Source organism: Pseudomonas sp. LG1D9, from assembly GCF_002949995.1.
GTDB lineage: Bacteria > Pseudomonadota > Gammaproteobacteria > Pseudomonadales > Pseudomonadaceae > Aquipseudomonas > Aquipseudomonas proteolytica.
Genome location: NZ_CP026881.1, coordinates 1,691,259 through 1,709,190 on the forward strand (window position 1 = coordinate 1,691,259; position 17,932 = coordinate 1,709,190).

General features: G+C 59.5%; 20 protein-coding genes. 5 read left to right on the forward strand and 15 right to left on the reverse strand.

Annotation, left to right across the window (positions count from 1 at the left end):
* Positions 1–13: 13 nt before the first annotated feature.
* Positions 14–721 carry a PilW family protein gene (locus tag C5F71_RS08100; protein ID WP_104910932.1) on the reverse strand — a complete coding sequence of 236 codons (708 nt, stop codon included), beginning with the start codon at positions 719–721 and terminating at the stop codon, positions 14–16.
* Entirely contained in the window at positions 718–1,203 is a 486-nt protein-coding gene (pilV, locus tag C5F71_RS08105; RefSeq protein WP_371923392.1) for a type IV pilus modification protein PilV, read from the reverse strand. The genes C5F71_RS08100 and pilV overlap by 4 nt, the downstream gene beginning before the upstream one ends.
* A gap of 203 nt (positions 1,204–1,406) precedes the next feature.
* On the opposite strand from pilV, the gene C5F71_RS08110 reads away from it, so the two are divergent.
* Entirely contained in the window at positions 1,407–1,988 is a 582-nt protein-coding gene (locus tag C5F71_RS08110) for a GspH/FimT family pseudopilin (RefSeq protein WP_104910934.1), read from the forward strand.
* On the opposite strand, the gene ispH is transcribed toward C5F71_RS08110, so the two are convergent.
* The 6 genes from ispH to murJ all read right to left on the reverse strand — a co-directional run bounded on the left by ispH (position 1,942) and on the right by murJ (position 9,416).
* Complete coding sequence (gene ispH / locus C5F71_RS08115) at positions 1,942–2,889, reverse strand: 4-hydroxy-3-methylbut-2-enyl diphosphate reductase (protein ID WP_029292032.1); 948 nt, start codon at positions 2,887–2,889, stop codon at positions 1,942–1,944. The genes C5F71_RS08110 and ispH overlap by 47 nt on opposite strands.
* Before the next feature lie 139 nt (positions 2,890–3,028).
* Positions 3,029–3,466 (reverse strand): peptidylprolyl isomerase, encoded by a 438-nt coding sequence (locus C5F71_RS08120; RefSeq protein ID WP_177410427.1) that lies wholly within the window; start codon positions 3,464–3,466, stop codon positions 3,029–3,031.
* A 7-nt stretch (positions 3,467–3,473) separates the two neighbouring features.
* Positions 3,474–3,983: a signal peptidase II gene (gene lspA, locus C5F71_RS08125; RefSeq protein WP_029292036.1), complete on the reverse strand. Its 510-nt coding sequence runs from the start codon at positions 3,981–3,983 to the stop codon at positions 3,474–3,476.
* Positions 3,976–6,807: an isoleucine--tRNA ligase gene (ileS, locus tag C5F71_RS08130; RefSeq protein WP_070994145.1), complete on the reverse strand. Its 2,832-nt coding sequence runs from the start codon at positions 6,805–6,807 to the stop codon at positions 3,976–3,978. The genes lspA and ileS overlap by 8 nt, the downstream gene beginning before the upstream one ends.
* A gap of 13 nt (positions 6,808–6,820) precedes the next feature.
* Positions 6,821–7,759: a bifunctional riboflavin kinase/FAD synthetase gene (gene ribF, locus C5F71_RS08135; RefSeq protein ID WP_029292040.1), complete on the reverse strand. Its 939-nt coding sequence runs from the start codon at positions 7,757–7,759 to the stop codon at positions 6,821–6,823.
* Between the two features lie 118 nt (positions 7,760–7,877).
* A complete protein-coding gene (gene murJ / locus C5F71_RS08140; RefSeq protein ID WP_065944248.1) occupies positions 7,878–9,416 on the reverse strand; it encodes a murein biosynthesis integral membrane protein MurJ in 1,539 nt (512 codons plus the stop codon).
* A gap of 253 nt (positions 9,417–9,669) precedes the next feature.
* Here murJ and rpsT point away from each other — a divergent pair, with 253 nt between their 5' ends.
* On the forward strand, positions 9,670–9,948 hold the full coding sequence (gene rpsT / locus C5F71_RS08145) for a 30S ribosomal protein S20 (protein ID WP_029292043.1): 279 nt from the start codon (positions 9,670–9,672) through the stop codon (positions 9,946–9,948).
* A 429-nt stretch (positions 9,949–10,377) separates the two neighbouring features.
* On the opposite strand, the gene C5F71_RS08150 is transcribed toward rpsT, so the two are convergent.
* From C5F71_RS08150 to rplU, 5 genes are all read right to left on the reverse strand, one after another.
* The gene (locus C5F71_RS08150) at positions 10,378–10,842 is read right to left on the reverse strand and encodes a CreA family protein (protein WP_029292045.1); all 465 of its coding nucleotides are present in this window, start codon (positions 10,840–10,842) and stop codon (positions 10,378–10,380) included.
* 13 nt (positions 10,843–10,855) lie between these two features.
* Positions 10,856–11,974, reverse strand: a complete 1,119-nt coding sequence (gene proB / locus C5F71_RS08155; RefSeq protein WP_057441105.1) for a glutamate 5-kinase — start codon at positions 11,972–11,974, stop codon at positions 10,856–10,858.
* Positions 11,975–12,097: 123 nt separating this feature from the next.
* Complete coding sequence (cgtA, locus tag C5F71_RS08160) at positions 12,098–13,321, reverse strand: Obg family GTPase CgtA (protein WP_029292050.1); 1,224 nt, start codon at positions 13,319–13,321, stop codon at positions 12,098–12,100.
* 193 nt (positions 13,322–13,514) lie between these two features.
* Complete coding sequence (gene rpmA / locus C5F71_RS08165; protein WP_029292052.1) at positions 13,515–13,772, reverse strand: 50S ribosomal protein L27; 258 nt, start codon at positions 13,770–13,772, stop codon at positions 13,515–13,517.
* A 34-nt stretch (positions 13,773–13,806) separates the two neighbouring features.
* Positions 13,807–14,121 carry a 50S ribosomal protein L21 gene (gene rplU / locus C5F71_RS08170; protein ID WP_003176051.1) on the reverse strand — a complete coding sequence of 105 codons (315 nt, stop codon included), beginning with the start codon at positions 14,119–14,121 and terminating at the stop codon, positions 13,807–13,809.
* Between the two features lie 377 nt (positions 14,122–14,498).
* Between rplU and C5F71_RS08175 the strand changes: the two genes are divergently transcribed.
* From C5F71_RS08175 to C5F71_RS08190, 3 genes are all read left to right on the forward strand, one after another.
* Complete coding sequence (locus C5F71_RS08175) at positions 14,499–15,467, forward strand: polyprenyl synthetase family protein (protein WP_104910936.1); 969 nt, start codon at positions 14,499–14,501, stop codon at positions 15,465–15,467.
* 172 nt (positions 15,468–15,639) lie between these two features.
* Positions 15,640–15,981: a zinc ribbon domain-containing protein YjdM gene (locus tag C5F71_RS08185; protein ID WP_029292067.1), complete on the forward strand. Its 342-nt coding sequence runs from the start codon at positions 15,640–15,642 to the stop codon at positions 15,979–15,981.
* Between the two features lie 195 nt (positions 15,982–16,176).
* Entirely contained in the window at positions 16,177–16,434 is a 258-nt protein-coding gene (locus C5F71_RS08190) for a hypothetical protein (RefSeq protein WP_029292069.1), read from the forward strand.
* Between the two features lie 147 nt (positions 16,435–16,581).
* Here the strand turns inward: C5F71_RS08190 and C5F71_RS08195 are convergent, their stop codons facing one another.
* Both C5F71_RS08195 and C5F71_RS08200 read right to left on the reverse strand, forming a co-directional pair.
* Positions 16,582–17,199: an FKBP-type peptidyl-prolyl cis-trans isomerase gene (locus tag C5F71_RS08195; protein WP_029292071.1), complete on the reverse strand. Its 618-nt coding sequence runs from the start codon at positions 17,197–17,199 to the stop codon at positions 16,582–16,584.
* Positions 17,200–17,345: 146 nt separating this feature from the next.
* On the reverse strand, positions 17,346–17,834 hold the full coding sequence (locus tag C5F71_RS08200; protein WP_029292073.1) for a TIGR00645 family protein: 489 nt from the start codon (positions 17,832–17,834) through the stop codon (positions 17,346–17,348).
* Positions 17,835–17,932 lie beyond the last annotated feature (98 nt).

Here is a 17,932-nt window from a genome sequence, read left to right on the forward strand (position 1 = left end):
TATCCGGCGCCGATTATTCAAGGCGATTACGCACGGCTGCGACGGCGCTGTAGATCTGGTCGCGCACGCGACGTGTCGGATCGCGGAGCGTCAACGCCACACGCACACTGCGGATCAGCGATTCGTCGCTGGGGCGGCTGTCATACCGGGTCACGACACTGGACCCGGGCCGGCTGGCCATCCCGAAACTCATTTCGAACGCCCCCACGTTATCCACCAGCACCGCCTTGGCCGGGGTTGCCGGAGTGCTGATCTTCAGTTGCCCTGACTCATAGGTGTAGGTCAGCTTGCGCACGGGAAAAGCGATCTGCCCGGGCCCTGGCTTGGGGGGTACCCCTGAATAGGCCTGAGCGCTGTCAATACAATTGCTGAGCACCGTCCAATCAGGACGACTGCCCTGGTCGCCGACATCGCCCGTGACCAGCGTCAGGCTGGTTGAGGCACCATTGACCAGCACACTGACCGGCCTGGAAAAGTCAGCAGGCGCCTGAGCAATCAAAGGCAGGGACAGGCAACCGAACATCCCCGCCAGGCGAATCTCCTGGAGCATCTTGCCAAGGACAAACCGCCCATCATCCTGCAATAGCGCCGAGGCGTGCTGGCTGGCCGCAGTGCTTCGGGCAGCCAGTGTTACCTGGGCAGCCGCCAGGACTACAAGTAACCCCAGGAGCGTCGCCAGCAGTGCCTCGACCAGGCCAAAGCCCGCACTGGAGCGCCTCATCGCACAGGCCTCGGATCAACCGCGACACGACTGGTCAGGGTGAATGTTTCACGGGTGTTGTCAGCATTGGCTGCACGCGAATCATCCCAACTGATGTTGATAGTCACCTCGCGCTGGCTGATCGCAATCGAACCTTTGGCGGAATCGCCAGCCAAGTGGCGGATATTGGCCTCGAAGTCGTGCAAGTCCAGGTCGCGGACACTCGCGGCCAAGGTGTTGGCTGCCCAGCTATCGCCACTTTCCCAGGAGTAGTCAGCACCCGCGTTGGCGCGAATCCGGTCGAGCATGTCATAGGCGATGAAACTCGCCTGGCTGATCATTCTGGAGCTGTCGGTGTACTTGAGTGCATTCAGCTGGATCAACCCGGCCCCCAGCAGGCCGACGCCGAGAATCAGCAGCGAGACCAGTACTTCGATCAGGCTCATGCCAACCTCCCGAGCGGCGGGGACGGGAGTACAACACGTTATCGGGCAGGCTCGCATAGCCATCGTCATCCTTGTCGAGGGTCATAAAAACGGCCGAAATGGCCGTGGGTTGTCCAAGACTAGCGCCGCCCTGGCAGCCGCGCTGCCCCTCGGAATATAGGGAAATACTTTGGACAGGAAGGCCATCACTGCGCAGTCGTGGACCGCCGCTATAACTATTCCTGTCACAAGCAAATGAACTGTCCACGGAGGGACGATGTATGAAACAACGCGGTTTCACATTGATCGAATTGCTGCTCGGTTTGATCGTCAGCGGCATCCTGGCGCAATTGGCAGTGCCCGGATTCAAGAGCCTGATGGACTCACAAACGCGACTGAGCGCGGCACAGGCACTGGCCTCCGGCCTGCGCTACGCCCGCACCCAAGCCATTGCTCGCAATCGGACGGTCGTCATCCATGCACTGGATGACGACTGGAGCAAAGGCTGGAGGGTGGTGGTGGACATGAATGGCCGCGGCCACCTGGACGACGACAACCCGGTACTGCTGGAGCGCCAGGACAATGGGCGGACTCCCATCGTAGGCAATACCCCGGTGCGCACACAGATTCGTTTCAGCGGGCTGGGCGAACCCCTGCTGTCTGCGGGAGGGTTTCGTGCCGGCACCGTGCATGTGTGCTCAACGGAGCAGCCGCTGAGCCTGCATCAGGTAGTGCTGGCACCCAGCGGCCGGATCAGCTTGCGCAGCGACAAGGCCGAGCAGGCATTGTGCCGCGGGTACACCAGCGAGACAGGGCTCAGAGCAGCGAACGAACCCGCAGCTCCTTGGGCATGGAAAAAGTGATGTTTTCTTCACGCCCGGCCAGCTCATCGGCGCCTGTCGCGCCCCACGCCTGCAACTGCTGGATGACGCCACGCACCAAGACTTCCGGCGCCGAGGCGCCCGCCGTGATACCGATACGCTCGACACCGTCGAACCAACTGCGCTGCAGGTCTTCGGCGCCATCGATCAGGTATGCCGGAGTAGCCATGCGTTCGGCCAGCTCACGCAGACGATTGGAGTTGGAGCTGTTGGGACTACCCACCACCAGTACTACGTCGCACTCGTCGGCCAGTTGTTTGACGGCATCCTGGCGGTTTTGTGTGGCGTAGCAGATATCGTCCTTGCGTGGCCCACCAATGGCGGGGAAACGAGTACGCAGGGCATCAATGACGCGGCTGGTGTCATCCATCGACAAGGTGGTCTGGGTCACGAATGCCAACTTTTCAGGGTTATGCACTTGCAACTCGGCGACGTCTTTTTCGTCTTCCACGAGGTAGATCGCGCCGCCATTGCTGGCGTCGTACTGCCCCATGGTGCCTTCGACCTCCGGGTGGCCGGCGTGGCCGATCAGGATGCACTCACGGCCGTCACGGCTGTAGCGTGCCACTTCGATATGCACCTTGGTAACCAGCGGGCACGTCGCGTCGAAGACTTTCAGGCCGCGGCCTGCCGCTTCGGTGCGCACGGCCTGGGACACGCCGTGAGCGCTGAAAATGACGATAACGTCATCCGGCACCTGTTCCAGTTCCTCGACAAAAATCGCGCCGCGAGCCCGCAGGTCTTCGACCACGAACTTGTTGTGGACAACTTCATGGCGCACGTAGATCGGTGGCCCGAAGACTTCCAGGGCGCGATTGACGATTTCGATCGCCCGGTCCACGCCGGCGCAGAAGCCACGGGGGTTGGCGAGTTTGATTTGCATGCTGTGCCTCGTGTCTTGCCATGCAGGAGCGAGCTTGCTCGCGAAAATTTCACAGGCACCGCGATCATTCAGGATGCCAGGATTTTCGTTGAAGACCTTCGCGAGCTAGCTCGCTCCTACAATAGGCCGGAATCGTCAGTTAGAGCGCTTTAACGTCGATGATTTCAACATCAAAGGTCAAGGTCTTGCCGGCCAACGGGTGGTTGAAGTCGATAGTCACCTGAGCGTCATCAAAGGTTTTGACCACGCCGGGCAGTTCAGTATTCGCCGCATCGTTGAAGATCACCAGCAAGCCTTCCGACAGCTCCATATCCTGGAACTGCGAACGCGGGATGATCTGTACGTTTTGCGGGTTGGGCTGGCCAAAGGCGTTTTCCGGCGGGATCTGCAAGTTGCGCTTGTCGCCTGCCTTGAAGCCGAAAAGTGCCGCTTCGAAGCCCGGCAGCAGGTTGCCGTCGCCGACCATGAAGGTCGCCGGGGCCTTGTCGAACGTGCTGTCGACCGTGTCGCCATTCTCCAGGCGCAATGCAAAATGCAAGGTGACTTCCGTGTTCTGGCCAATGCGTTGTTCGGCCAATACTTGTTCAGTCATTTACGGCTTCTCCGGGTTTGTTGCCCTTGAACATATCCAGCGCCAGCATGACAGCACCAACGCAGATGGCGCTGTCGGCAAAATTGAACGCCGGGAAATAATGGCGGTTCTGCCAGTGCACCAGAATGAAGTCGATCACATGGCCAAGGGCTATGCGGTCGTACAGATTGCCCAGGGCCCCGCCCAGCACCAGTGCCAGGGCGATAGCCAGCCAGGTGTCGTTGCGGCCCAGGCGCTTGAGCCAGACCACCAGCACCGCGCTGACCACCACGGCGATCAGGGCAAACAGCCAGCGCTGCCAACCGCCACTGTCAGCCAGGAAACTGAATGCAGCACCGGTGTTGTAGGCCAGGGTCCAGCTGAAGTAGTCAGGAATCACCACGATCTGCTGGAACATTTCCAGGGAGCCCTCGAAGTGAGCCTTGCTGACCTGGTCGATGACCAGGACCAGCAAGCTCAACACGAGCCAACCCAGACGTCCGAAACGGCTGGATTTAGGCATAGTGGCGAACCTCGCCAGCACCGCTGATGTTGTCGACGCAACGACCGCAGATTTCCGGATGCTCAGGGTTCACGCCAACGTCTTCACGGCAGTGCCAGCAACGGGCGCACTTGGCGAAGGTCGACTTGACCACCTTGAGCTTGAGGCCCGGTACTTCGGTAGCCACCGCATCAGCCGGGGCCTGGGCGAATGGCGCGAGGCTGGCTGTGGAGGTAATCAGCACGAAGCGCAGTTCGTTGCTCAACTTGCCCAGGTCGGCGGTCAGGCCCTCCTCGGCAAACAGCGTGACTTCCGCTTGCAGGTTGCCACCGACGGCCTTGGCCGCACGCTGGACTTCCAGTTCCTTGTTCACCGCAACCTTGACGGCCATCACACCTTCCCAGTACTCGCGGCCCAGTTCGAAGTCGGCCGGCAATTCGGTCAGGCCTTCGTACCAGGTGTTGAGCATCACGGACTCGTTACGCTCGCCCGGCAGGTACTCCCACAGTTCGTCGGCGGTGAAGGCCAGGATCGGTGCGATCCAGCGCACCAGCGCTTCGGAGATGTGATACAGCGCGGTTTGCGCCGAGCGGCGCGCCTTGCTGTTGGCGCCGGTGGTGTACTGGCGGTCCTTGATGATGTCGAGGTAGAAGCCACCCAACTCCTGCACGCAGAAGTTGTGGATCTTCGAATAGACGTTCCAGAACCGGTACTCGCCGTAGTGTTCCTGCAACTCGCGCTGCAGCAACAGGGTACGGTCCACGGCCCAACGGTCCAGGGCGAGCATTTCCTCGGCCGGCAGGATGTCGGTGGCCGGGTTGAAGCCGGTCAGGTTCGACAGCATGAAGCGTGCGGTATTGCGGATACGGCGGTAGGCATCGGCGCTACGTTGCAGGATCTGCTCCGAAACGGCCATCTCGCCCGAGTAGTCGGTGGAAGCCACCCACAGGCGCATGATATCGGCGCCCAGGGTGTCGTTGACCTTCTGCGGCGCGATCACGTTGCCCAGGGACTTGGACATCTTGCGACCGTTCTCGTCGACGGTGAAGCCGTGGGTCAGCAGTTCGCGGTATGGGGCGTGATCGTCGATGGCGCAGCCGGTCAGCAGGGACGAGTGGAACCAGCCACGGTGCTGGTCCGAGCCTTCCAGGTACAGGTCGGCACGCGGGCCGGTCTCGTGACCCATCGGGTGCGAACCACGCAGTACGTGCCAGTGGGTGGTACCGGAGTCGAACCACACGTCGAGGGTGTCGCTGATCTTGTCGTACAGCGGCGCTTCGTCGCCCAGCAGCTCAGCGGCATCCAGCTTGAACCAGGCTTCGATGCCTTCCTGTTCAACGCGCTGGGCCACCACTTCCATCAACTCAACGGTACGTGGGTGCAGTTCGCCGCTTTCCTTGTTCAGGAAGAACGGGATCGGCACGCCCCAGTTGCGCTGGCGGGAGATGCACCAGTCCGGACGGTTGGCAATCATCGAGTGCAGACGTGCCTGGCCCCAGGCCGGGACGAACTTGGTGTCTTCGATGGCTTTGATCGCACGCTTGCGCAGGGTTTCGCCGGCGACTGGCTCTTTGTCCATGCCGATGAACCACTGCGCGGTGGCGCGGTAGATCAGCGGGGTCTTGTGGCGCCAGCAGTGCATGTAGCTGTGCTTGATGGTTTCGGTGTGCAGCAGCGCACCGACTTCCGACAGCTTGTCGATGATCGGCTGGTTGGCCTTGAAGATGAACTGGCCGCCGAAGAACTCCAACGAAGGCGCGTACACGCCATTGCTCTGCACCGGGTTGAGGATGTCATCGTTGACCATGCCATAGGCTTTGCAGGTCACGAAGTCGTCCACGCCGTAGGCCGGCGCGGAGTGAACCACACCGGTACCCGAACCCAGTTCGACGTAGTCAGCCAGGTACACCGGCGACAGGCGGTCATAGAACGGGTGACGGAAGTTGATCAGTTCCAGCGCAGAGCCGGTGGCGGTGGCGATCACCGAGCCTTGCAGCTCGTAGCGGGCCAGGCAGGCCTCGACCATTTCCTCGGCCAGCACCAGCAGGCGATCACCAACGTCCACCAGGGCGTAGGTGAATTCCGGATGCACGTTCAGCGCCTGGTTGGCTGGGATGGTCCACGGGGTGGTGGTCCAGATCACGATGGCAGCTGGCTTGGCCAGGCTCGCCAGGCCAAAGGCCCCGGCCAGCTTGGCGTCGTCGGCAATCGGGAACGCGACGTCGATGGTCGAGGACTTCTTGTCTTCGTACTCGACTTCCGCTTCGGCCAGGGCCGAGCCGCAGTCAAAGCACCAGTTCACGGGCTTGAGGCCCTTGAACACGAAGCCGCCCTTGACGATCTCGGCCAAGGCACGGATTTCACCGGCCTCGTTCTTGAAGTTCATGGTCTTGTACGGGTTGTCCCAGTCCCCCAACACACCCAGGCGGATGAATTCGGACTTCTGCCCTTCGATCTGCTCGGTGGCGTAGGCACGGCACAGCTCGCGGGTCTTGTCGGCGCCCAGGTTCTTGCCGTAGGTCACTTCGACCTTGTGTTCGATCGGCAGGCCGTGGCAGTCCCAACCCGGGACATAAGGCGCATCGAAGCCCGCAAGGGTTTTCGAGCGGATGATCATGTCCTTGAGAATCTTGTTCAGCGCATGACCGATGTGAATCGTGCCGTTGGCATAAGGAGGGCCGTCGTGCAGGACGAATTTCGGACGATCCTTGCCAATCTCGCGCAACTTTCCGTACAGGCCAATACTGTCCCAGCGCTGCAGGATCTGCGGTTCGCGCTGTGGCAGGCCGGCCTTCATTGGGAAGGCGGTGTCCGGAAGGTTTAGCGTGGCTTTATAGTCGGTCATTTAAGGCTCTTCATTAGCGATGGGCGCTAGGTGCGGCTAGTGCACGGGCGGCGGCGACATCCGCATTGATCGCCGTTTTCAACGCCTCAAGGGAGGCGAATCGCTGCTCTTCACGCAGCTTTTGGTGGAAAACCACCGTCAAACGCCGGTCATACAAATCCCCGGCAAAATCCAAAAGATGAACTTCCAGGTGGGCCTTGCCATCACCTGCAACCGTTGGCCTGACGCCTATATTGGCGACTCCGGGCCACGGTTGGCCGTCGATCTCGACACTCACCAGATACACCCCGGTCAGTGGCACGCGACGGCGCTTGAGTTGCACGTTGGCGGTTGGCGTGCCCAGTTGGCGCGCCAGCTTCTGGCCGTGCAGGACCCGCCCGGCAATCCGGAACGGGCGACCGAGCAAACGCTCGGCCAAGGCGAAGTCGGCAGCGGCCAGGGCATTTCGCACCTGGGTGCTGCTCACGCGCAGACCGTCCAGTTCAACGGTTTGCGCGGCTTCGACGGTAAACCCCTGGGTTACGCCGGCTTGTTGCAGGAAATCGAAATCCCCTACCCGGTCGCAACCGAAGCGGAAGTCGTCACCGACCTCCAAATGCTGCACACCCAAGCCATCGACAAGGATACGGTCGACGAACTCGGTGGCGCTGAGACTGCGTAAACGCTGGTTGAACGCCAGGCACAAGACCCGGTCCACGCCTTCTTCGGCCAGCAGCTGCAGTTTGTCCCGCAAGCGGGCCAAACGGGCCGGGGCCGTCTCGGGGGTGAAGAATTCACGGGGCTGCGGCTCGAAAATCACCACGCAGCTGGGCACACCCAACTCGACTGCGCGCTCGCGCAGCCGCGCCAGGATAGCCTGGTGGCCACGGTGAACACCGTCAAAGTTGCCAATAGTGGCGACGCAGCCCCGATGCTCGGGGCGCAGGTTGTGGAGACCTCGAACCAGCTGCATAACGCGCTTCTTGCTCATAAAGTGGTCGATTATAACCACACCCGGCCCCGGACGACAGGCAACAGCACAGGCCAAATGATTCGAATCGAAAAAACAGCCAGCTTATTGTTGATTGCGATCAATTCAGCGCCTTGCGATTGAAATCCCGCAGACGGAAGCCCAGCAGCAACAACATGCCAAAGTAGGCGATCACCCCGGCCACGACCAGCAGGCCCAGGCGCAGGAATCGCTCGAGCATCTGCCCTTCGTCCCACGCCGGCATCCAATGCATCAGCCCCAGCAATACGGCCGACATCACGGCCACGGCCAACAGCAACTTGAGGGCAAACACGCCCCAGCCTGGCTGCGGCTGATACATTTTTTGTTTACGCAGTTGATAAAACAGCAGGCCAGCATTGATGCAGGCGCCGGCACTGATTGCCAGAGCCAGGCCGGCGTGAGCCAGCGGCCCGATGAATATCAGGTTGAACAGTTGGGTGACCACCAGGGTGAAAATCGCGATTTTCACTGGGGTACGAATGTTTTGCTGGGCATAAAAGCCCGGCGCCAAGACCTTGATCACGATAATCCCCAGCAACCCCACCGAATAAGCGATCAGCGCGCGCTGGGTCATCAAGGCATCAAAGGCACTGAATTGGCCATACTGGAACAGCGAAACCGTCAGTGGCTCCGCCAGGATTCCCAGCGCCAGGGCGCACGGCAGCACCAGCACAAAGCACAGGCGCAGGCCCCAGTCGAGAATGCGCGAGTATTCATGGCGGTCCTTGCTGGCGTAAGTACGTGCCAGGGTCGGCAGCAAAATGGTGCCCAGCGCCACGCCCAGCACGCCGGATGGCAATTCCATCAGACGGTCGGCGTAATACATCCACGACACGGAGCCGGAGACCAGCAGCGAAGCAAACGCAGTGTTGATGATCAGGGAGATCTGGCTGACCGACACCCCGAGGATCGCCGGCAGCATGTTTTTCATCACGCGCCACACGCCAGTGTCCTTGAGATTGAGGCGCGGCAACACGAGCATGCCGATCTTTTTCAGGTGCGGCAGCTGATACAACAGTTGCGCCAGGCCACCGGCCAGCACTGCCCAGCCGAGCGCCATGACCGGCGGATCGAAGTACGGCGTGAGGAACAACGCAAAGATGATCATGCTGACGTTAAGCAGGGTCGGCACAAACGCCGGCACCGAGAAACGGTTCCAGGTATTGAGGATCGCGCCCGCCAGGGACGATAGGGAGATCAGCAATATATAAGGAAAGGTCACCCGCAACAGATCGCTGGTGAGGGCGAATTTTTCCGGGGTGTTGGCAAAACCGGGCGCCGTGGCCCAGATAATCCAGGGTGCGGCGAGCATCCCGGCGATGGTCACCAGCATCAGCACCAGGGTCAACAGGCCCGAGACGTAGGCGATAAAGGTGCGGGTGGCCTCCTCGCCTTGCTGGGTTTTGTATTCCGCCAGAATCGGCACAAATGCCTGGGAAAACGCACCCTCGGCGAAGATCCGCCGCAGCAGGTTGGGCAGCTTGAAGGCGATAAAGAAGGCATCCGTGGCCATGCTCGCGCCAAAAATACGTGCAATGAGGGTGTCACGTACAAACCCCAGAACCCTGGAAATCATCGTGATAGAGCTGACGGCGGCCAACGACTTGAGCAGATTCATTGAAAGAGTTTTTGCCTATAGATAAAGAGCAGGCGAACAAAGCGCCCACTTATGCGATACTGCGCGCCTGCAACAGCACAGAGCCAAAGCTCGCGAGTTTACAGGTCAAGCGCCGGAAATAAATAACCCGCCTCTTCAGATCGACCACTCAGCAGTTCGCATCAGCCGCCCTTGACAAGACTTCAACTCATCGGCATGATTCGCGGCCTATTTTGTTTGCTATTTCCTAAAAAGTCTTTCGAGGAGCTCGACGGTGGCCAACACACCTTCCGCCAAAAAACGTGCAAAACAGGCTGAGAAGCGTCGCAGCCACAACGCCAGCCTGCGTTCCATGGTTCGTACCTACATCAAGAATGTAGTTAAGGCCATTGACGCAAAAGACGCTGAAAAAGCTCAAGCTGCTTACGTTCTGGCCGTGCCAGTTATCGACCGTATGGCCGATAAAGGCATCATCCACAAGAACAAAGCTGCTCGCCATAAAGGTCGTCTGAATGGCCACATCAAGGCTCTGAACCTTGCTGTTGCAGCCTAAGCGATAAGCTTGTTAAAAAACCGACCCCAGGGTCGGTTTTTTATTGCCTACGATTTATGCCAACCCCAAAACAAATGCGGGAGCTGGCTTGCCTGCGACGGGCACATAACATTCAACACAGATGTCGACTGTTAAACCGCTATCGCAGCATAGGTATCTACACAACTTTGCCGCAACGCCTAAATCCAGGCAGATAGCGCAGTTGTGGCGAGCGGGCTTGCCCCGCGCTGGGCTGCGAAGCAGCCCCAATAAGCCGAATGCGTTGTACCAGATACACCGCAGCGGCTGGTTTTGGGGCTGCTTCGCAGCCCAGCGCGGGGCAAGCCCGCTCGCCACAGGAGAGTTCGTCAGTTTCTGAAAGTTGTGTAGATACCTATGGCTATCGCAGGCAAGCCAGCTCCCACATAAAGCAACGCTGCACTGTCAGGCTTATTGCGCACTAGGCCAAGGCAGGATCGGAATCGCCGTCACCGCATTCTGCGGACTGCCTTCGATCAGGCGGTCGCTGTAGACCAGATACACCAGGGTATTGCGCTTCTTATCAAGGAAACGCACCACCTGCATGGTCTTGAACACCAGCGAGGTGCGCTCCTTGAACACTTCGTCGCCATCCTTGAGCTCACCCTTGAAGCGGATCGGCCCGACCTGGCGGCAGGCAATCGACGCTTCGGCGCGATCTTCGGCCAGGCCCAGGCCACCTTTGACACCGCCGGTCTTGGCGCGGGACAAGTAGCAGGTCACGCCGTCAACCTTGGGGTCGTCAAACGCCTCGACGACGATTCGGTCGTTGGGGCCGACAAACTTGAACACCGTCGATACCTGGCCAATCTCTTCAGCCGAAGCCAGCAGCGGCATCGCCACCAACAACCCCAGCAACCCCTTCAATACACGCATCGCAGCTTTTCCTTTAAACCAGGATCAGGTTATCGCGGTGAACCAGTTCCGGCTCAGCCATGTAACCCAACAGACCGACAATCGACTCAGACGACTGCCCAATGATTTTCTGCGCCTCAAGGGCGCTGTAGTTAGCCAGGCCACGGGCGATCTCACGACCGTCCGGCGCTACGCACACCACCATTTCACCACGGCGGAAGCTGCCCTGGACCAGCTTGACGCCTACCGGCAACAAGCTCTTGTTACCCTGGGACAACGCCGACACCGCCCCCGCATCCAGCACCAGGGTGCCGCGGGTCTGCAGATGGCCGGCCAGCCACTGCTTGCGCGCCGCCAGCATGCCACGCTCGGGCGATAGCAACGTGCCAATGCGCTCGCCAGCCTTGAGGCGATCCAGCACGCGCTCCAGGCGCCCGCCGACGATGATGGTATGGGCACCAGAGCGGGCCGCCAAGCGCGCAGCGCGCAACTTGGTCTGCATGCCACCACGCCCCAGCGCACCACCGACACTGCCGGCCACGGCATCGAGCGCCGGGTCATCGGCACGCGCCTCGTAGATCAACTGGGCGTCCGGGTTATTGCGCGGATCGGCGTCGAACATGCCATCGCGATCCGTGAGGATCACCAGCAGGTCAGCCTCCACCAGGTTGGCCACGAGGGCAGCCAAGGTGTCGTTGTCGCCAAAACGGATCTCGTCGGTCACCACGGTGTCATTCTCGTTGATCACCGGGATCACCTTGAGCTCGACCAGGGCACGCAAGGTGCTACGGGCATTGAGGTAACGCTTGCGGTCAGACAGATCGTCATGGGTCAACAGAATCTGCGCGGTATGGCGCCCGTGCTCGGCGAAGCTGGATTCCCAAGCCTGCACCAACCCCATCTGACCAATCGCCGCAGCCGCCTGCAACTCATGCATCGCGCTGGGTCGCGCGGTCCAGCCAAGGCGGCTCATCCCGGCGGCAACCGCCCCGGACGACACCAGCACCAACTCGACACCCGCTTCATGCAAGGCCACCATCTGTTCAACCCAGACGCTCATGGCTGCGCGATCCAGCCCCTTGCCATCTGCCGTCAGCAGCGCACTTCCGATCTTTACGACCCAGCGTTGCGCACCCGTCACTTTGCTCCGCATCATCTTCAACCTTAGATTGAGGGCCACGCGACCCAGCGCCGCCCATAACGTTATTCGTGACCACCGATTACCAGATACTAAAACGCCGCTCGATTGAGCGGCGCTTAAGTTTATCGCAACAGATCAGTCACGCACGTAAATGATTTCTGGACCATCTTCATCATCCACATCTTCCTCGTCCCAATCATCGTCACCGATATCATGGACCGACTTGACGCCACTGCGACGCAGGGCACGCTGGTCATCCAGCGCCTGCAACTGCGCACGCGCCTCGTCTTCGATGCGCTGATCAAGATCCGCCAGCTCGGCCTTGTAGGCCGGATCGGCAGCCAGGCGATCGGCACGATCTTCCAGGTAGCGCATGATGTCGCGGGTCAGACGCTCAGTGCCTTCTTTGGCAATGGCGGAGATCACGTAGACAGGACCTTCCCACTGCAGGCGGTCAACGATTTCCTTGACCCGCTCTTCGTGCTCTTCTTCGAGGATCTGGTCGCACTTGTTCAACACCAACCAACGGTCACGCTCAGCCAGGGACGGGCTGAACTTGGCCAGTTCGTTGACGATCACTTCGGCAGCATCCGGGGCACTGGTTTCATCCAGCGGCGCCATATCGACGAGGTGCAGCAACAGACGGGTACGGGACAAATGCTTGAGAAAGCGAATCCCCAGGCCCGCGCCATCGGAAGCACCTTCGATCAGACCCGGAATGTCCGCGACCACGAAGCTCTTCCAGCGATCGACACTGACCACACCCAGGTTCGGCACCAGGGTGGTGAACGGATAATCCGCCACTTTCGGCTTGGCGGCGGACACCGAGCGAATGAAGGTACTTTTACCGGCGTTCGGCAGGCCCAACAAGCCAACGTCTGCCAGTACTTTCATTTCCAGCTTCAGGTCACGCTGCTCGCCCGGCTTGCCCGGCGTAGTCTGGCGTGGCGCACGGTTGGTACTGGACTTGAATCGGGTATTACCCAGACCGTGCCAGCCGCCCTGCACAACCATCAGCTTCTGGCCGGCCTTGGTCAGGTCGCCAATCACTTCCTGGGTCGCAGAGTCGATGATCGTGGTGCCGACCGGTACGCGCAGCACCAGGTCCTCACCTTTTTTACCGGTGCAGTCGGTGCTGCCGCCGTTGGAGCCACGCTCGGCATCAAAGTGCCGGGTGTAACGATAGTCCACCAGGGTGTTGAGGTTTTCGTCGGCCATCATGTAGATGGAACCACCATCACCACCATCACCACCGTTCGGACCACCGTTCTCGATGAACTTTTCGCGGCGGAAACTCATGCAACCGTTACCGCCGTCGCCTGCTTTTACTCGGATGGAAACTTCATCAACGAACTTCATAACAAAACGCCTCTCGCCGCACGGACGAGCTTAAGAAACCAAGACATAAGACTCTTGCAAAAATGAGCGCAGCGACCTCAATCAACGACCGCAAATCCAGCGCTTGAGCCCATCACAAACAGCTTTGCAAGAGACTCACCCCACAAACGAAAAAGCCCCGTCGCAAGACAGGGCTTTTCCAGCGAGCTCGCAATTAAGCCGAGACAACGCTCACGTAACGGCGGTTGAACGCGCCTTTTACTTCAAACTTGATCACGCCTTCGATTTTCGCGAAGAGGGTGTGATCTTTACCCATGCCTACACCGTAACCGGCGTGGAATTGGGTGCCGCGCTGACGCACGATGATGTTGCCCGGAATGATTTTCTGGCCGCCATACATCTTAACGCCAAGGCGTTTGGCTTCTGAGTCGCGACCGTTACGGGTACTACCACCAGCTTTTTTGTGTGCCATGAGTCAATTCTCCTAGTGAGGAATTAGGCTGAAATTAAGCCTGAATACCGGTGATTTTGATCTCGGTGTACCACTGGCGGTGGCCCATACGCTTCATGTGGTGCTTACGACGACGGAACTTGATGATGCGGACTTTATCGTGACGACCTTGGGAGATCACTTCAGCCACAACGGTAGCGCCAGCAACAACTGGAGCGCCGATGTTCACGTCATCGCCATTGGCGACCAACAGAACGCGATCAAAAGTAACGGATTCGCCGGTAGCGATTTCCAGTTTTTCGATCTTCAGGTATTCACCTGGGGCGACCTTGTATTGCTTGCCACCAGTAACAATTACTGCGTACGACATGGTATTTCTCCGATAATCCTGCTCACCCAGCGCTTTATAAGAAGAGGTATTGGCTGGCATGGCTGCATGGGATGGACGTCCCGAATGCAATTGCGTAAGGCAGGTGCTGCCCAGGAAGTTCAGGGTGCGCGATTGTACGCAAGCTGTGGAAGGCTTGCAAGTAGCCGCCAGTCGCCGTGAAAGCGTAGCGAGCGAAGGGAAGACAAGGAAAAAACAGGCGAGGAAGCGGAGTTTACTGGTTGTAAATGAGCATTCCGAGCCTGTTTTTGACGCAGGATTACCGAGCGCAGTAGCTTTCACGGTGACTGGACGCGCCTTGACACCCGGGGGCGCGGGTCCTAGCATGCCGCGCAACCCTTCTGGAGCGACTGTCGCTGATGCAACCCCAAGCTTTCTACCGCGCGGTGGCGGACGATTTTAGCGCCGTCGACGACATCATCAAGAAGCAACTGACTTCTAAAGTGCCGCTGGTCTCCAAAATTGGCGACTATATTACGTCGGCCGGCGGTAAACGCCTGCGTCCTTTATTAGTGTTGCTGTGTGGCAAGGCCCTGGGCCGCGAAGGCGATGACCTGCGCCTGCTGGCCGCTACTATCGAGTTCCTGCACACCGCCACCCTGCTGCACGACGACGTGGTCGACATGTCCGGCATGCGCCGTGGTCGCGAGACCGCCAACGCCATGTGGGGCAATGCGCCCAGCGTGTTGGTGGGCGACTTCCTGTATTCACGCTCGTTCGAAATGATGGTCGAACTGGGCTCGATGCCGGTGATGAAAATCCTGTCCCAGGCCACGCGCATCATCGCTGAAGGCGAAGTGCTGCAACTGTCCAAAGTGCGTGACGCGAGCACCACCGAAGAAACCTACATGGAAGTGATTCGCGGCAAGACCGCGATGCTCTTCGAAGCCTCGACCCACAGCGCCGCCGCCCTGTGCCAGGCGACTGCCGAACAGGCCGAAGCCCTGCGCACCTTTGGTGACCACCTGGGCGTGGCCTTCCAACTGGTGGACGACCTGCTCGACTATCGCGGCGACGCTGAAACCCTGGGCAAGAACGTCGGTGACGACCTGGCCGAAGGCAAGCCGACCCTGCCGCTGATCTACACCATGCGCGAAGGCACGCCGGAACAGGCGGCACTGGTGCGCAAGGCGATCCAGAAAGGCGGCATCGAGGACCTGGAAAGCATCCGCGCAGCCGTGGAAGCCTCGGGCTCTCTGGAGTACACCGCACAACTAGCGCGCGACTACGTGGCCCGTGCCATCAAGTGCCTGGAAGCCCTCCCCGCCAGCGAATACCGGGACGCCCTGGAGGAGCTGAGTGAGTTTGCGGTAGCCCGTACTCACTAACGCTCTGTGGGAGCTGGCTTGCCTGCAATAGCATCACCTCGGTACCGCTGATAGACCGAGGTGCCTGCATCGCAGGCAAGCCAGCTCCCACATTTAGACCGCAGCGCCCCCGCCCCAGCAAAACCCTATATAATGTGCGACTTTTAGCCATCCTGACTTTCAAGGAGCTTTAGTGAGCACGTTGCCACCCTGCCCAAAATGCAATTCCGAATACACCTATGAAGACGGCGCCCAGCTGATCTGCCCGGAATGCGCCCACGAGTGGTCCGTCGGTGGTGAAGCCGAAGCAGCCAATGATGAAGCCGTGAAGAAAGACTCCGTGGGTAACGTCCTGCAAGACGGTGACACCATCACCGTGATCAAAGACCTCAAGGTCAAGGGCACCTCGCTGGTGGTCAAGGTCGGCACCAAGGTCAAGAACATCCGCCTGTGCGATGGCGACCACGATATCGACTGCAAGATCGACGGTATCGGCCCGATGAAGCTCAAGTCCGAGTTCGTCCGCAAGGTCTGACCTGCCTGCCCATCCCGCGCCCGCCGCGGGATGGCGTCTCACCCTCCCCGCTTCACCTCCCTCCAAGTAGCAAAAAGCCATCCCTTTTGACCTTGCACAATGCCCACACAGAAAAATCAGGAAATTGCCAATAGGGACTTGCTATTCTACGAATAAGAATTATTCTCATTGAAACCTTTCAAGGAGATGCGAACCATGACTTATTTGATTGATGCCTGGCTGGACCGTCCGCACCCTTACCTGCGGATCCTTCATCGGGAAACCGGCGAAGTGTGTGCGGTGCTCGAAGAAGAAGCGCTGAATGAATTGCAGGACCAGGGCGACCTGGACGTCAACGGTCTGAGTTCCAGTGAACCTGGGGTGCTGAAGGAGGTAGTGAGGAATCTGTTTCTGTTCTGCTATGCCCGAGCATTGCGCCCGGTGACAGAGCTGCATGGCAAGTTTCACCCATGAGCAACCCGAAAAGCCCTGATTGCACCGGGCTCATGTGGGAGCTGGCTTGCCTGCGATAGCATCACCTCGGTGTAGCTCAAGACCGAGTCGTCTGCATCGCAGGCAAGCCAGCGCCTACACAGAGCCAGGCGCAACCATCAGCAGGTCTTACAGAACGTCGAGCAGCTCGACGTCGAATACCAGAACGCTGTGCGGCGGGATGCTGCCAACGCCTTGTGCGCCGTAAGCCAGTTCGCTCGGCACGTACAGGCGCCATTTGCTACCGGCATTCATCAGTTGCAGGGCTTCAGTCCAGCCAGCGATCACGCCACCCACCGGGAATTCTGCCGGCTGGCCACGCTCGTAGGAGCTGTCGAACACAGTGCCGTCGATCAGGGTGCCATGGTAGTGGGTACGCACCTGGTCTTCACGGGTCGGCTTGGCGCCTTCACCGGCGGTCAGCACTTCAAACTGCAGGCCGGAAGCCAGGGTGGTGATGCCTTCACGCTTGGCGTTTTCAGCCAGGAATGCCAGGCCAGCGCCTGCGGCGGCTTCAGCCTTGGCTGCGGCTTCGGCTTGCATGATGTCGCGGATCACCTTGAAGCTGGCAGCCATTTGCTCTTGGTCAACACGGCTTGGCTTGCCGCCGAACGCGTCGGTCAGGCCAGCCAGGATCGCGTCCAGGCTCACGCCAGGTGGCGGGTTGTCGCGCAGTTGGTCGCCCAACTGACGGCCAATACCGTAGCTGACGCGGGTTTCGTCGGTGGACAGATTAACTTCGGACATGGAAAGGCTCCGCTGTAGGACAACCGCAAAGGCCTGCAAAAGCGCAGTTTCTGCGTGCTATCCAAACTAAAAGGGCGAGCAGACTAGCACACTCGCCCTACGCTTGATGAGCCCAAAATCCCGGGCCAAAAGGCGCCGGGCCTGGATCAATGCTTGGTGACTTTATCCAGGTAACCCATGGCAAACGCCGAGATCACGAAGGTCATGTGAATGATCACGTACCACATCAGGTGCTGTGGATCGACATTCTTGGCATCCATGAAGATACGCAGCAGGTGGATCGAGGAAATCGCCACGATGGACGCCGCCACTTTCATCTTCAGCGACGAAGAGTCCATGGTGCCCAGCCAGTTGAGCTTTTCCTTGTTGTCGTCGATATCCAATTGCGAGACGAAGTTCTCGTAGCCGGAAATCATCACCATCACCAGCAACCCACCCACCAGGGCCATGTCGATCAGCGACAGCAGCACCAGGATCAGCTCCGACTCGGCCATCGCAAAGACATTGGGCAGCAGGTGGATCACTTCCTGGAAGAATTTCAGCGCCAACGCCAGCAGCCCGAGGGACAAGCCGAAATAGATCGGCGCCAGCAGCCAGCGGGAGGCGTACATTGCATTTTCGATAAAGCGTTCCATGGAATCTCACACAGCGTGGCTAGAAATGGCGGCGAGTATATCAGCCACGTACATCGCGCCATAACCACCCGGAAACTGACCTGTAGCGCTTCTGTAAG

What these genes read in the sequence shown, in the direction of transcription:
- C5F71_RS08200 (WP_029292073.1), bottom strand. Translation starts at nt 17,834, where the DNA reads ATGGAACGCTTTATCGAAAATGCAATGTACGCCTCCCGCTGGCTGCTG.
- C5F71_RS08150 (WP_029292045.1), bottom strand. Translation starts at nt 10,842, where the DNA reads ATGCGTGTATTGAAGGGGTTGCTGGGGTTGTTGGTGGCGATGCCGCTG.
- ileS (WP_070994145.1), bottom strand. Translation starts at nt 6,807, where the DNA reads ATGACCGACTATAAAGCCACGCTAAACCTTCCGGACACCGCCTTCCCA.
- C5F71_RS08190 (WP_029292069.1), top strand. Translation starts at nt 16,177, where the DNA reads ATGACTTATTTGATTGATGCCTGGCTGGACCGTCCGCACCCTTACCTG.
- C5F71_RS08110 (WP_104910934.1), top strand. Translation starts at nt 1,407, where the DNA reads ATGAAACAACGCGGTTTCACATTGATCGAATTGCTGCTCGGTTTGATC.
- lspA (WP_029292036.1), bottom strand. Translation starts at nt 3,983, where the DNA reads ATGCCTAAATCCAGCCGTTTCGGACGTCTGGGTTGGCTCGTGTTGAGC.
- C5F71_RS08195 (WP_029292071.1), bottom strand. Translation starts at nt 17,199, where the DNA reads ATGTCCGAAGTTAATCTGTCCACCGACGAAACCCGCGTCAGCTACGGT.
- rplU (WP_003176051.1), bottom strand. Translation starts at nt 14,121, where the DNA reads ATGTCGTACGCAGTAATTGTTACTGGTGGCAAGCAATACAAGGTCGCC.
- C5F71_RS08100 (WP_104910932.1), bottom strand. Translation starts at nt 721, where the DNA reads ATGAGGCGCTCCAGTGCGGGCTTTGGCCTGGTCGAGGCACTGCTGGCG.
- C5F71_RS08175 (WP_104910936.1), top strand. Translation starts at nt 14,499, where the DNA reads ATGCAACCCCAAGCTTTCTACCGCGCGGTGGCGGACGATTTTAGCGCC.
- pilV (WP_371923392.1), bottom strand. Translation starts at nt 1,203, where the DNA reads ATGCGAGCCTGCCCGATAACGTGTTGTACTCCCGTCCCCGCCGCTCGG.
- cgtA (WP_029292050.1), bottom strand. Translation starts at nt 13,321, where the DNA reads ATGAAGTTCGTTGATGAAGTTTCCATCCGAGTAAAAGCAGGCGACGGC.
- rpmA (WP_029292052.1), bottom strand. Translation starts at nt 13,772, where the DNA reads ATGGCACACAAAAAAGCTGGTGGTAGTACCCGTAACGGTCGCGACTCA.
- proB (WP_057441105.1), bottom strand. Translation starts at nt 11,974, where the DNA reads ATGCGGAGCAAAGTGACGGGTGCGCAACGCTGGGTCGTAAAGATCGGA.
- ispH (WP_029292032.1), bottom strand. Translation starts at nt 2,889, where the DNA reads ATGCAAATCAAACTCGCCAACCCCCGTGGCTTCTGCGCCGGCGTGGAC.
- murJ (WP_065944248.1), bottom strand. Translation starts at nt 9,416, where the DNA reads ATGAATCTGCTCAAGTCGTTGGCCGCCGTCAGCTCTATCACGATGATT.
- ribF (WP_029292040.1), bottom strand. Translation starts at nt 7,759, where the DNA reads ATGCAGCTGGTTCGAGGTCTCCACAACCTGCGCCCCGAGCATCGGGGC.